This window comes from Corallococcus sp. AB045, assembly GCF_003668895.1.
Taxonomy (GTDB): domain Bacteria; phylum Myxococcota; class Myxococcia; order Myxococcales; family Myxococcaceae; genus Corallococcus; species Corallococcus coralloides.
The window spans coordinates 15,707-30,437 of record NZ_RAWN01000068.1; the positions used below are offsets into that span (position 1 = coordinate 15,707).

A 14,731-nucleotide genomic window follows, 5' to 3' on the forward strand; every position below is an offset into this window, starting at 1 on the left:
AATGACACCTCAATGCGAGAGATTCCCATCAGGAGCAACGTTGATATATTTCACCTTTCCAAGCCAGTCCCTGAAATGAGCCCTACCAGCCGCGGAAAGCTGAACATCCCATTCAAATTTAAACCCTCTTGATGGATCTCCATGGTATGGGCCTTTGACCCACTCATTACCGTGCCGATCAAGGTATCCCCCTCCTGGTCCCCTTGGCAGCGGGTTTCCAGGGCGGTAGCCCTCAGGGGGCCGGTAACGTAAATGTCCGTCCCGGGGAGTGGTCCGTCGTCCGCCAGGCAAACCCGCATCCCTCAAGCGAGATCGGATGCTTGGTACTGTCTTCGTCAAGTAGGTTCGAAACGCGCCAGCGCCAGGCAGAGCGATTCCCGACAAGGAACCCCCAAATGTCCGCGCAGAGCCGGCCAGTTCAACCTCTATCGAGGCAGCTCCAAGACCTCTCCCTCCCCCAGCCCCCCCCTTTGCACTACCTGAAGCCAAGAGAATGGTTTGAACAGCATAAACAGACGCATAGAAACCGTGTGCGCCAGCCGCATAACTGTCCCCGGAGTCATACGCCGCACTGGCAAGCCACCCTTCCTCCATCGCCTTTCCCGCAGGGTTGAACGTATCAACCAATCCCCCTAGAACGCCGTGCTCCTTGGTGCTGGCCCTCAACTGATGCAACGTGTCGATAGACCGAAGCGCGGACTCATAAGGGTTAAAAGGGCCCGTGAGTGAAGACACGTAGGCGGCCGGCAAGTTCGCCAGCATCGCCCCAGCAGCGTTTGCCGCACCGTCAATCCAGCTCCCGGTTGGGGTGCTGACGCGCGATGACGCATCACCGCCGCTTCCGCCATAGAGATTGGAGATAGGCGAAATCCGATTCGCCTGATAATAGTATCGCGAACCATTGGGAGTCGTGGAGGGCTTCGTGCTCTCCCCTGTATTGACAGAACCAGTTCCTCCGCCGCCACGGGAACTCCCGTAATTCCAATCCACGGAGTCATAATGGCCTGGGATGGGATTGGGATTGAGCCCTCCTCCCGCCATGCCACCTCCGCCCAAAATCGTCCTGAAGATACTCAAGCCCGTACCGAACACGCTAAAGCCCGTTGGGTCGGTATTGGCGAAAGGGTTGTTCAGGCCGAAGCGATACCGATTGAGCGAACCCGTTGCGACAGGGTCAGGCGTCAAGAACGATCCAAAGCCTGGATCGTAAAGCCGCCCGCCCATGTCAACCAGACCGGTTTCCTCATCCACGGGGTGCCCCTGGAAGGACCTCCCCAGCAGAGGCGCAGCGGCCATGACCTGGGCAAGGTCCTCCGGGGTCTGCCGTGTTCCAAACGGAGCGAACTTCAGGCGTTCAATGACGTACCCCTCGGCATCGGTCACGACGGACGGCGTGCCCAGGAGGTCTGAATGCACGTAGGAGACGCGCTCACTCACGAGTGTCCCATCCGCATTCTCTTGCCAGTGAATCTGAGCGACAAGGCCCCCTTCTGCATTCACGTTGAACGTGTGCTCCACCACGTTTGAAACGCGCTTGCGTTCGTAGATGCCGCGAAGGCTCAAGACCTCGTCGCCGTTGGCCTGTGTCTTCAAGACCCGGCGCTGAGCACCGTCGTACTTGAAGGACGTCGTCTCCTGGTTCAAGGCAATCTGCTTTGGCAGATCAAACGCCGAATACTGCACGGTGCGGCCAAGCCCATCATCCACCTGGTTCCCCACAGCGTCGTATTGCAGGAACCGGGTCACCCCCTTTTGCGTCCGACTGTTGGGGGCATGCGACTGCGGCCCACTGTAGGTGAACGAACTGGTGAATCCAGGCCCGGCGGAAATCTGATGGGACTCCAGATTCCCGATTGAGTCATAATGGAACTCCTGCCTGGAAATGGCACCATTCTGGGTCACCTGCCAATGCGTCAGCCGGTCGAGTTCGTCGTAGTTGAAATCCTCGGACGTCCCCGCGATCAGGTCGTGGCGCTCCTTCAAATTGCCATCGGGCGCAAAACCGAATGACATTCGCTGGACAGGAACCACTCCGGTGGCCTCCATGAACCGAAGCGTGCCGACCTTGTCGAAGATACGTTGCGTGACAACGCCATTTCCTGACATTTCACGCTTGATCTGGCCAAGAGAATTGCTCTCCAGGACCTTCCAATACTCCGTCCCCGTCAGCGGATTCCGGATGGAAGCCAGACTCCCCGAACCGTCATAGGTCTTCTGGACCACCAGCCTGCTGGGATTCTCCACGGGACCGGCTTCGGGATACGCGAAGGTCAACGGCCTTCCGTAATCGTCATATGAAACATCTGTCGCGAAGCGCCGGCCGGAGATGGTCCAGGCGGTCTCCGAGGGCCGTCCCAACACGTCGTAGGCGAACTCCGTCAGCACGCCATCCGGACTCGTCACCGTGGCCAGGCGCCCCAGGCCTTGTGGCCCAGGCGAAGTGTCCCAGGTGTAGGTCGTCGCCCCATCCGGGGACACAACATTCAACGGTCGGCCAAAATCATCTCGCTGAATGTCCGTTACGCCCAGCGCGTCGGTCCGATGAACAACTTCGTCGAAGGCGTTGAATCTCACCGAGGTGCGTCCCTGATCCGCGTCCACCAAGGCGGTTTGCCTGCCCAGGGAGTCGTACTCCAGGGTCGTCAAATTGCCTTTTGGATCCCAGACCCGGGCAAGCCCACCCAGCGCGTTGTACTGGAACGTCGTGGTGTGGAGCACACCACCAGGCAGCACGTTCGCGGTCGAGGCCACCTGACCCAAACCATTGTAGTGGACTCGGGTGTGCCTTCCACCCTCGTCCACGGAGTCCGCCTGAAGGATCGAATAGTTCCAGGTCCTGAAGCGCCCATCCAAGTGCGTCAGCTTGACCGGCCGCCCAAGCCCATCCGTATCTAGATACGTGTACGCGGGGGGTTCATTCGCCGTGTGCGGCTGGCTGACGCGCCAGACCTTGCCGTCTGCCTTATATTCCGTCTGGACATAGACATACTCGGGCTGCGGTCCAGCTCGAACCCACCGTTCAAGGAGAGGGCGCCCCAGGGCATCCATCTCAATCTGGCTCTCCGACCCGCCTCCCACCAGGGAAGAGATGATCCAACCCCCTTCGGCACCAGCCCTGCGCTGGTACGAGGTCGATTGATCGCCCAATCCCGGGACGTCCACCCGTCGTCCTCTGCCGAAGCCGTCATAACTGAAGGTCGTTTCCCCTCCGGTGTTATCACGCGCGCTTAACAGGCTACCCAACCCAGAATGGTACAGGGACTCCCTGCGAATGGCTCCCTCTTGCTCCCATTCCGGGAAGATGGAATCCGGCGGTGCATACCCGAGCGTCCGCCTCCTGATGGAACCCGACAGGCCGGACAATTCTATTGCGGTAGGCAGCCCCAGCTCATTGTAGAAGAATTGCGTTGTCAGCCGTTCCGACGCTGCGCCCTCTGGAGAGCGGATGATCCGCTCTACAAGTCCAGTCAATGGATGAGTATGATACTCAACCGCTTGACTGACGGTCCCCAGTGAATTGGACCACTGGCTGTCGACCCGCTGCGGACGGGAGACCAGCCACCGGCCTGTATCTGGCGGCTCATAGAGATGCTGGACCACGCTGGATGAACCCTCGTTTAGAGTCACACCCCAGAGCTTGTTAGACTGAGTCGAAGTCGGATTCCCGTAGGCATCGAATTCTTGCTCATTGACCACCACCTGGAAACAAATCTGGCTTCCGTACTGCAGATTCCGGTCGCAAGTCTCTCCAGTCGAGACAACCTTCTCCAGATTAATTAGAGGTCCCGAACGAAAGGCATAATTCCACGTCTGCCGTTCAATCCGAACGATTCCATCCAATGGTGTCTCGACAAGCACGGAAGCAGGCAGCGCCGCACGTCCCGGCGCACCGCGGGAAACGGAGGACGTCGTCCGGCTTCCTGTATTTTCGTCTGTGACAATCCGCTCGCCGAAGCCCAGCCACCCTCGTCCTTTCGCAACGAGGCTGCCTGCATACTGATAGTTCAGGGCATAAGCTGGCAATGCACCTACGCCTCCAAAAGCCCGTTTGACGACCCAGATGCCGCGATGCATGGGGGTTGTGTCGGGAATGGGCAATGCAGGCTCCGTGGGAGTGTAGACGATCCGGTCTCCCACGTGGCTGTACTCGAACGAACTATAGGCAGCGCCATTTCGGACAGACACCAAGAGCGGTTGCTGTGCCCCCTTGGAAACATCCACCTCCACGCTAGAGCCGCTGCAAGAATAGAAATCCGGAACGCCATCTCCGTTCACATCCGCCTGATTCTCGATGCGCCGGATGGTTCCAATTGGATACAACGCATCGGTTGGGAGCGGCACACTCCTGACGAACCAGTCAGACCAAGCATCACCCGTCTGCCAAAGCGCATAGAGACCGAACCCAGTGCGGAGTTCAGCCCGGCCATCTGCATTCAGATCGGTCACCAGAAGGCGTCCTTCTGAATCGAAGCCATTCAAGGTCGAAGCGCAAACAGGCTCTTCGTATCCATTCCCCGTGTTGATCGCGTAACAGGTCTTCTCCCTGACCCCATTACCATTCATCGGCGGGATTGGGTGGGTGATGAGATAGTCTTGCAGGCCATCACCATTGACGTCCGCGGGCGTGAGGTAGTCTTCGGGCGCGCGCCGGCCGTCATAACCACCTGTTCCGGGAACACCCGCAGGCGAGAAGGTCGCGAACCGACCGTCGCCATACCCAGAGCGGATTTCACGGCCCAACTGGAAGACCTTGAAGTTGCGCCGAGGCGACTCAGGCTGCCAGGGGGCCAGTAGCGTCAAGGGTCCAAACCCTGTCGGATTGAACGTGCGATAGACAATTCCCTGGTGCGCAGGGCTGTAGGCAACGTATTCAGGAAGCCCGTCCCCGTTCAGGTCGGTGACCCGCCAGTCCTGCAACTCACGCGGGTACGCAAGCGGTTCCTGGTACGCCAGCATGAACTCAACATCGCCCTGGGCATTCTTGTAGTTGCGATACAGCAGGTTGCCAACATTCGCGCGCCGCTCATTGGGCAAACCGCCGCCTACAACCACCCAGTACCATTGGTACTTCGTCAGCATGAACTCCGAGCGCCGGTCTCCATCAAGGTCAAAAAGCGCATTGCTTTCCGCCTCAATGGTATCCAGTGGTGGCAGTGACGAGTCGTTCTGCGGCTGCCTTACAATCTCAGGCAGTCCCTTTGCAAGAACAGGCGCCCCAAACCCCACGCCCTGGCTCAATCGATAGTAGTACCGATTATCACTTGCCCCATAGACAACATCGTCGCGCCCATCTCCGTCGAGATCTCCGAAGTAGCACTGGTTGCGCCCGGCAACTCCCGAGAACGTGAACTTGACCGTCTCGTTCCGCAATCGCATCGGAGGAATGTCGTATTCGAAGACAAGGTCCTCCTTGCAGACACCCTGACCATCGCATTCGGACAGTGTTCTCAGGAGGCTGGCGGACTCCCGAACGTGATAGCCGGTCCGATACTTGAAGTGATAAGTCTTGAGCTTGCCTTCGACACTGGGTGCCGGGCCATACATCTCCAGCGATGCAAGCCTCTTGGCTCGGCGCATCTTGTATCCAGAAATCCATCGATCCGTGGCGAATGGATCGTCTTCGTAGACGAACTCGATCCTGCGCGTCGGCGCAAGTGCGGGTGCGCCCGCGAACCCCGTATACCGGATTGTCTTCGGAAGAATCTCGAAGCCTGCCTGAGAACTCCCGAGAATCGAGTAGTCGATGGTCATGTAATTTCCCATCGTGTCTTCGACCCGAGTCAATCCCCACTCAAATTTGATGTACTTCTCCACGTTGCGAACATACGTGTCCGTCTGCGGCGTGTACGTGACCTTCGTCTTGAAGCCGGGCGCGATCGGGCCGTAGGTACGGATGGTGCCATCGGTCTGATACACCCGGAAGGTACTCGGCCCCATGTCAGAGACACCGAGTGCCACGATCTTCTCGTGCCCGTTGAACTCCGCGCGGTATTCGGAGCCCTCCGTTCCGTAGGCCCCTGCAACATTGATCAACCGTTGCCCGTCGAGGCAATAACGGTCTCCGTTGGGGCCATCATCCAGGGTGGGGTCCGCTTCGACTCCGTCCAAGGCAAGGGACTTGCCACAACGGGTGATGCGGGAGATGCCTGATACATCCCAGCCCATGCCCGCCATTCCCACCCCTGACTGACTGCTGTAGTTCAGGGACAGCTCCGGTCCGATTCCGGCTCGAGAGGGCGGCGTCCATAGCGGGATGTTGTAGAGCGCGGCGCCATTCATCGAGACGCCCGCCGAGCCCGCGACCGGTCCAGCGGCAAGGCCCGTCGCATCCACCTCCGTGGGCAGAATGGTGCCTGGTGCTGGAGGGGTGAAGCCCGCATCCAGGTTCATGCTCTGACGCACTGGCCGAGCATCTTCAGACTGGAGCGCATTCATGCACCCAGCCATCAGTCCATTGAAATAAAACAACAGAAGGACGGCAGCTCCCCATTTTTTTGTTTTCACGGAAGGAGCTGTGATTTCTTCACGACGCGACCAAGTCCGCTCAGTACGCTTTGCCATCTGCCGCCCCCAGCAGTCCCGAATACCGTTCCCCACCCTACTGCACGGAGACGCAAGAGTTTGATTGACACACCCGGCCCGCGTCGCAGGTCCCGCAGTACAGGTTGCCACCACAGCCATCGCTGATCGAACCGCAAGCCGCGCCCTGGGTCTCACAGGTGGTTCTCACGCAGGTGCCGGTTCCGCCAGCCTGAGCCCTGCACACCAGTTCGTCGATGTTTCCGTCACAGTTATCGTCAGCGCCGTTGCATGCCTCAGGAACATTTGAGACACAGGTCCCATAACGGCCTGGAGCGCAGTAGTTCGTCCCGGCCACCGTGCATTCACCGTTTGAAATGACGCAAGCCTCAGTCAAAGTGTGACTTTGGCTGGCTCCAAGCGCGTTGTCGATAAACCCATCAGCGTTGTCGTCACAGGCGTTGCATACTTCTGGACCGACATTGCAGTTACCCTGGCTTACCTGGCAGAAGTAGGTGCATTGTCCTGTTCCCTGCTTGCCACCACAGCCCGTGCACGGCGCTGTGCCTGCACACCCCCAGCATAAGCCGTCCCAATAACCATTCGGACGGCTACAGGTCTGGGTGGGCTTGACCGAGCAGGGGCTCTCACACGTGCGGATCAACGGGTTGTCGGTTCCCGGAATGTTGTCGATGCGACCATCGCCGTCATCATCACAGGCATTGCAGTCCTCTTCGCCCACGACGCAGCTTCCCAGGTTACAGGAGGCGTCACAGATTCTAAGCCCAGTCTTGTTGCAGTTGGTGCACGCGACGCGCCCACCACATCCCGCGCAGGCGCTCCACGATCCGGTTGTGCAGCTCTGGGTGCCCGAGATCGGACACGGCGTATCTGTCCGGTTACAACTTCGCGTCAGGGTTCTTGCACCCTGCCCCGGGGCATTGTCGATAACTCCGTCGGCGTTGTCGTCGCAGTTGTTGCACAACTCCGTTTCGGATGTCTTGCACGCAAGGACTTGGCCACTGTCGCCGCAAACGACCTTGCCAGTGGCACCGCCACAGCCTGTACAAGTTCCTGCTCCAATCCCTGCCATGGGCTGGCACTTTCCCCAATAGCCCACACCAAAGCAGGTCATCGTGCCAGGACAGCCATTGCTCATTGAGCAACCCGCCTCATCGCCGGCACTGCAAACAGCGCCCCATGCACGAGATTGGGGGAGCAGCAACACCAGAACTGCAAGGACAAGCCAGTACTTCGAGAAACCATTGGGCATGATGGGCACACTTCGGCCTGAGCCCTTTGCGGGCTCGCTCGAACCATTAGGGGTGGATGGGGAGCGCCGGAACCTGCATTCGTACAGGGCCGCATCCCAGACGGTCAATCCCCCATTCCTTGAGGACAATCTCGTTGCCGAGGGCAACGATCTCACTTCCCCGGAGGGTAACTGGGCCTGCGAGCTGGCACGCGCAGAGGAGGCGTAGTCCTTCCAAAAGAAAATGGGCAGGCCGGGTCAGTCTTCCCTGACCCGCCTACCCATTCTCGCAGCCTGGAATGTCGTTCGCTTCAGCCCTACGCGGAGCGGGGCTTGCGCGCGGGCTTCTTCTTCGTCGTCGCGATCTCCAGCGACAGGTCCATGGCCCGCGCCGAGTGCGTCAGCGCGCCCATCGACACGAAGTCCACGCCCAGCTTCGCGAGCCTTGGCAGCCGGTCCAACGTGACGCCGCCCGAGACTTCGATGGGCACGCGGCTGGCCGTCAGCTTCACCGCTTCGCGGATCTGCGCGTCGTCCATGTTGTCCAACATGATGACGTCCGCGCCCGCGGCGATGGCCTCCTCCAGCTGCTTGAAGTTGGTGACCTCCACTTCAATCTTCACCAGCCGGGGACCGTTCAGCTTCGCGCGGCGGACCGCTTCGGTGATGTCGCCGCCCACCGCCGCGATGTGGTTGTCCTTGATGAGGATGCCGTCGAAGAGGCCGAAGCGGTGGTTGGACGCGCCGCCCATGCGCACCGCGTGCTTCGCGAGCCCCCGCATGCCCGGCGGCGTCTTGCGCGTGTCCAGCACCCGCAGCTTCGAGCCTCGCACGGAGGTCATCGCCTGCTGGGCCAGCGTCGCGATGCCGGCGGCGCGCTGCACCAGGTTGAGCGCGGTGCGCTCCGCGGCCAGCAGAGAGCGCAGCTTGCCGTGGACGCGCGCGGCGACCACCTTCGGTTTGATCTCCTCGCCGTCGCGCTTGAGGACCTCCACCTCCACCTCCGCGTCCACCATGTGGAAGACGCGGACGAAGGCGTCCAGGCCGGCGACGATCATCTGCTCCTTCGCGACCAGCTCACCGCTGCCCTCCGCGTCGGCGGGGACCACTGCCAGCGAGGTGACGTCCCCCGCAGCACCCAGGTCCTCGTCGAGGGACAGCGCGATGAGCCGATCGAGATAATCCTGCTGCACTTCCGCCTCCTACCGGCGCGCCTTGCGAGCCGGCTTGCCCCGAGTGGTCTTCTTCGCCGCGGCCTTCTTCGCGGCGGTCTTCTTCCCCGCCGCCTTCTTCGCGGAGGCCTTCTTCGCCGGGGCCTTCTTCACCGCCGCCTTCTTCGCGGCCGTCTTCTTGCCCGCCGCCTTCTTCGCCGGAGCCTTCTTCGCGGCGGACTTCTTGCCCGCCGCCTTCTTCGCGGAGGCCTTCTTCGCAGGGGCCTTTTTCACCGCCGCCTTCTTCGCGGAGGCCTTCTTCGCCGGAGCCTTCTTCGCGGCCGTCTTCTTGCCCGCCGCCTTCTTCGCCGGGGCCTTCTTCACCGGCTTCGCCGAACCCTCCGGCGCCTCGCGGGAGTCGCCGCCCTCCTTGGCCCGGTCGAACTCGCGCATCGCATCGTCCACGAGGCCCATGCTCATGTACGCGACGCCCAGGTCGTGGTGGTCCGCCGGAGACAGCCCTTCCTTGGTGCCCTCGCGCAGCTTGTTGAGGGCCTCCTCGACCACCGGATCCGCGGCCTGGGGCGCCTGCGAGGCCTCTTCGGCTTCAATCTCGCCCTTCAGCTCCTGGCCCAGGTTCACCGCTTCGTCCTTCGGTGCCTGCGGCTCGGCGGCCACCTTCACCTGGGCGCTCTCGGGCGCGGGGGACTCGGACGCTTCAGGGGCTTCGGACTCGGTGCTGCCCGGTAACGGTGACGGCGTCTCGGACATGGGGGGCTCCGGGGCGATGCGCTGGAGGTGATCCTGCAGCTTGACCGTGCGCTCCTGGAGCTCCGTCACCCGGGCCTTGTCCTTCTCCACCACGTCCGGCGGAGCACGGGCCACGAAGTTCGGGTTGTCCAGCTTGCGCTGCAAACCGGCGAGTTCCTGCTCGGCCCGGGCGATCTCCTTCTTCAGGCGGTCGCGCTCCGCGTCCAGGTCCACCAGGCCCGCCAGGGGCACGTAGATCTCCAGGTTGCCGCTCACGAACGCCGCCGCCTGCGGAGGCTTGGCGCCCGGGGGGCCCACCACCACCTCGGACAGGCCCGCGAGCGGCATCAGGTACGCGCGCCAACGCTCCAGCAATTCGCGCGTCGTCGCGTCCGGGCTCTGCACCACCGCCTTCACCTTGGCGGACGGCGGCAGGTTGCTCTCGCCGCGCAGCGTGCGCAGGCCCTCGATGGCCGCGATGACCGGCGCCATCTCGCCTTCCGCGGCCGCGTCCACCCACGCCGACTCCGGCTCCGGGTACGCCGCGATGCAGATGCTCTCCGTGGGCCGGGACATCGGCAGCTTCTGCCAGATCTCCTCGGTGATGAACGGCATGAACGGGTGCATCAGCCGCAGGATGCGGTCCAGGCACGTCACCAGCACCGCGCGCGTGGTGTCCTTGGCCTCCGCGTCCTCGCCGTACAGCGAGCCCTTCGCCAGCTCGATGTACCAGTCGCAGAACTCCGCCCACAGGAACTGGTACAGCGTGGACGCGGCCTCCGCGAAGCCGAACGCCTCCAGCGACGCGCGCGTCTGCTCGGTGGCCTTCTGCAGCCGGGAGAGGATCCACCGGTCCGCCAGCGTCAGCTTGCGGCCCTCCAGCGGCGTCTTGTCCAGGTTGAAGTCGCCCATGTTCATCAGGGCGAAGCGGCTGGCGTTCCACAGCTTGTTGCAGAACGCCTTGTAGCCCCCCAGGCGGTCCATGGACAGCTTGATGTCTCGGCCCTGCTGCGTGAGCGACGCCAGCGTGAAGCGCAGCGCGTCCGCGCCGTGCGCGGGCATCCCCTGCGGGAAGCGGTTGCGCAGCGACGGCTGCAGCGCTTCCGCCTTCGCGCCCAAGATGACGTCCAGGGGATCGATCACGTTCCCCTTCGTCTTGGACATCTTCTCGCCCTTCTCGTCGCGCACCATCGCGTGCAGGTACACGGTGCGGAAGGGCACGTCGTTCATGAAGTGCAGGCCCATCATCATCATCCGGGCGACCCAGAAGAAGATGATGTCGTGGCCCGTCTCCATCACGGACGTCGGGTAGAAGGTCTGGAGGTCCGCCGTCTGCTTCGGCCAGCCGAGCGTGGAGAACGGCCACAGCGCGGACGAGAACCAGGTGTCCAGCACGTCCGGATCCTGCGTCAGGTCCTTGCCACCGCACTTCGGGCAGGACTCCGGCGGCGTGCGCGACACGATGACGTCCGCCGTGTCCTTCGAGCGCTCCTCCGCTGGCGTGCACGCCGCGCAGTACCACGCCGGAATCTGGTGGCCCCACCACAGCTGGCGGCTCACGCACCAGTCGTGGATGTTGTTCATCCAGTGGAAGTACGTGTTCGTCCAGGACTCGGGGACGAACTTCGTGCGGCCCTCCTCCACGGCCTGGATGGCCGGCTTCGCCAGCGGTTCGATCTTGATGAACCACTGCGGCGACAGGCGCGGCTCCACCACCGTGGCGCAGCGCTGGCAGGTGCCCACGTTCAGCTTGTGCGGCTCCTCCTTCTCCAGCAGGCCCTGCTCCGTCAGGTCCGCCAGCACCTGCTTGCGCGCTTCGGCGCGATCCACACCCGCGTACTTGCCGGTGTCCTTCGTCATCCGCGCCGCTTCGTCCAGGATGGACAGCATCGGCAGCTTGTGGCGCAGGCCCGTCTGGTAGTCGTTGAAGTCGTGCGCGGGCGTGACCTTCACCACGCCGGTGCCGAACTCCATGTTCACCAGCTCGCCGTCCGCGATGACGGGGATCTCCCGGTCGGTGAGCGGCAACGCCACGCTCTTGCCGATGAGGTCCTGGTAGCGCGGATCATCCGGGTGCACGGCGACGGCCGTGTCGCCCAGCAGCGTCTCCGGGCGCGTCGTCGCCACGGTGAGGAAGCGCTCCGTGCCCTTCACCGGGTAGCGGATGTGCCAGAGCGAGCCGTTCTTCTCCTCGTGCTCCACTTCCAGGTCGGAGAGGGCCGTGCGGCAGGACGGGCACCAGTTGATCAGCTTTTGGGCCCGGTACATCAGGCCCTCTTCGTACAGCCGGACGAACACCTCGCGCACCGCGGCCGAGGACTGCTCATCCATGGTGAAGCGCTCGCGGCTCCAGTCCAGCGACGCGCCCAGGTAGCGGTGCTGCTCGCCGATGCGCGCGCCGAACTTGCCCTTCCACGTCCAGACGCGCTCGAGGAACGCCTCGCGGCCCAGGTCGTGGCGGCTCTTGCCCTCCGTCTTCTTGAGCTCCTTCTCCACCACCATCTGCGTGGCGATGCCCGCGTGGTCCGTGCCCGGCAGCCAGAGCGCGTTGAAGCCGCTCATCCGCTTCCAGCGCGTGAGGATGTCCTGGATGGTCGCGGTGAGCGCGTGGCCGATGTGCAGGCTGCCCGTCACGTTGGGCGGCGGCAGCACGATGCTGAACGGCGGCTTGGAGGAAGGGGCTTCGGCGCGGAAGTAGTCGCGCTCCAGCCAGTGGTTGTACCACCGCGCCTCCACCTCGGAGGGCTCGTAGGCCTTGGACAGTTCAGTCGTGTCAGTCATTGCAAGCGGCCGGCCCCCGACGGGGCCGGCGGGGAATCAGAGGGGACTGCGAATCAATGCTGGGTCTCGCGGTCCTTGATGAGCCGCTCCAGCTCTTCCCGGATGATGGTCTCCGCCAGCTGCGGTACGACCTCCCAGGCAATCTTCTCGATGACCTCGCGGGACGCCTTCGACAGCGCCTCGCGCAGCAGTGCCTCGCCGCCATCCGCGGCCGGACGGGCGCGCGCGGGCGGAGTCGCCGGCGAGGGGCCGCCGATGTCCAGGGAGATCTCCTCCGCGCCGCTGGGCTCAGGCAGCGAGTCCTCGATGCGGATGCTCTCCGTCCGGGCCTGCGCTGCGGGCGGCGCGGCCGGAGCGCCCAGGCCGAACGGATCCCGGGCACGGGCGGCCGGAGGCACCGCGGCGGGCGGGGGCGCGGCCGGCAGCGGCGCGGCGCCCGGAGGACGCGGGAAACCGCCCGGAATGTTCGGGGCGCCAGGGCCCGGAGGACGCGCGGCCATGCCCGGAGGCGGCGCACCCGGAGGACGCGCGCCCGGCGGCATGGCACCCGGCGGAGGACGCGCACCCGGCGGCATGGCGCCCGGAGGCGGCGCCCCCGGAGGACGCGCACCCATGCCCGGAGGCGGCGCACCCGGCGGAGGACGTGCACCCGGCGGCATGGCGCCCGGAGGCGGCGCCCCCGGAGGACGCGCGCCCGGCGGCATGGCACCCGGCAGCGGACGCGCCGCGCCCGGAGGCGGCGGCACACCCGCGCCCGGAGGACGCGCACCCGGCGGCGGCATACCCGCGCCCGGAGGACGCGCACCCGGAGGAACAGCGCCCGGAGGCGGCGCACCCGCGGGACGCGCACCCGGAGGCGCGGCGGCGGCGGGCGGCGCACTGGCCGGGGCAACCGGAGCGGCGGTCTGGGGCAGCACGCGCGTCGCGGCGGACGCGGGCATCGTGTTGGACTTCTGGCCCACCAGCGCCTTCACCTTGTCGAGGAGGATCTGGCTCTCGAAGGGCTTGGTGATGTGGTCGTCCGCCCGCGCGGCCTTCGCGCGGTTCTCGTCGAACGCCTCGAAGGTGCCAGCCAGCAGCAGCACCGGGATGGCCTGCGTGGCGGGGTCGCTCTTGAGCGCCTCGCAGACCTCGTAGCCGCTCTTGCCCGGCATCATCACGTCGGCGAGCACCACGTCCGGACGCAGCTCGCGCGTGCGGGAGATGGCGTCCAGCCCGTTGTCCACCGCGGTCACCTGGAAGTCTTCCGTCGCGAAGATCATCCCGATCACCTTGCGGATGGTGAGCGAGTCGTCGGCGATCAGTAGATTCTTGGGCATCGGCTCCGGCCTCGGGGGGCGCATACCCCCCTGAATTCGTTTGAGATTTCGGGCGAGCAAGCCTGCCTGCACGCCCTGTGTCAATCGGAGAAGCTTAGGATTCGCGCGTTGGGCCGATCAAGAAAACATGCGCTGCAGGTCCAGTAACATCACCGGATCCGGCAGCCCCGGCGCCCGGAACGTTCCGAGAAGCTCGGCCGGCTTGAACTTCTGCAGCACACCAAGCACCCGGGTGGCCGCCAGCCCCACGTTCCGCCCCGCCAATTCCGTGAGGACGAACAGCTCCTCCACCCGAGCTGGCGCTCCCAGCAGCGCTGGAATCGAACAGATGGGCCACAGCGCCTGCGCGTGCGGATAGACGCCCGCCACCGGCCCGCTCTGCACCGGGAGCACGCTGAACGCCTCGCCCCGGGGCACCACCTGGGAGACGCAAGCGAGCGGGACGCCGAACAGCACCCCCTGGGACTCCAGCACCAGCGCCCGCTCCGGGGGCTCGTCCGCCCAGTGAACGGGCCGGGGCTCCGGCGGGGTCGCCCGGGGGCCCGCCCGGTGCGGCAGCGCCTCCACGATGAGCTCCAGGTACAGCCGGTCCTTGTGCAGCACCGCGCCCCGGCTCAGCGGCGCCAGCGAGTCCGCCAGGCCCGGAGGCAGCAGGAAGAACGGATCCCTCGCGACATCCGCGACCTCCACCACTGAGCGCACCCGCACCGCGAGCGTGGGGCTGACGTCCAGGACCACGACCATGCCCGGCACGTCCTCCGGCAGGCCGCCGAGCAGCGCGGAGAGGTCCTTCACTTCCAGTACGCCGCGCAGACTCGCGCCGCGGGCGCCCGGCATCGCGACCTCGATGACGGACGTGGCCTCCACCGCGTAACGCGTCTCACCGGCCTCCACCAGCAGGCAGAGCCGCCGTCCGCTTTCAAAGGGCACGGCCTGGGACCCTAGCAGCCTTCCAGCGT

At 64.2% G+C, this 14,731-nt stretch carries 5 protein-coding genes; all 5 read right to left on the reverse strand.

Annotated features, from left to right (window positions below; all coding sequences use genetic code 11):
* Positions 1–9: 9 nt before the first annotated feature.
* The 5 genes from D7Y21_RS41475 to D7Y21_RS18190 all read right to left on the reverse strand — a co-directional run bounded on the left by D7Y21_RS41475 (position 10) and on the right by D7Y21_RS18190 (position 14,702).
* Positions 10–6,561, reverse strand: coding sequence for a polymorphic toxin type 17 domain-containing protein (locus D7Y21_RS41475; protein WP_158627309.1), 6,552 nt, complete (start codon positions 6,559–6,561; stop codon positions 10–12).
* Between the two features lie 1,527 nt (positions 6,562–8,088).
* On the reverse strand, positions 8,089–8,964 hold the full coding sequence (gene nadC, locus D7Y21_RS18175) for a carboxylating nicotinate-nucleotide diphosphorylase (RefSeq protein WP_199724693.1): 876 nt from the start codon (positions 8,962–8,964) through the stop codon (positions 8,089–8,091).
* Positions 8,965–8,973: 9 nt separating this feature from the next.
* Positions 8,974–12,453, reverse strand: a complete 3,480-nt coding sequence (locus D7Y21_RS18180; RefSeq protein ID WP_121714667.1) for a valine--tRNA ligase — start codon at positions 12,451–12,453, stop codon at positions 8,974–8,976.
* A 53-nt stretch (positions 12,454–12,506) separates the two neighbouring features.
* Complete coding sequence (locus D7Y21_RS18185; RefSeq protein WP_121714669.1) at positions 12,507–13,772, reverse strand: PleD family two-component system response regulator; 1,266 nt, start codon at positions 13,770–13,772, stop codon at positions 12,507–12,509.
* A gap of 117 nt (positions 13,773–13,889) precedes the next feature.
* Positions 13,890–14,702: a chemotaxis protein CheW gene (locus D7Y21_RS18190; protein ID WP_233592097.1), complete on the reverse strand. Its 813-nt coding sequence runs from the start codon at positions 14,700–14,702 to the stop codon at positions 13,890–13,892.
* Positions 14,703–14,731 lie beyond the last annotated feature (29 nt).

What these genes read in the sequence shown, in the direction of transcription:
- D7Y21_RS41475 (WP_158627309.1), bottom strand. Translation starts at nt 6,561, where the DNA reads ATGGCAAAGCGTACTGAGCGGACTTGGTCGCGTCGTGAAGAAATCACA.
- D7Y21_RS18180 (WP_121714667.1), bottom strand. Translation starts at nt 12,453, where the DNA reads ATGACTGACACGACTGAACTGTCCAAGGCCTACGAGCCCTCCGAGGTG.
- D7Y21_RS18185 (WP_121714669.1), bottom strand. Translation starts at nt 13,772, where the DNA reads ATGCCCAAGAATCTACTGATCGCCGACGACTCGCTCACCATCCGCAAG.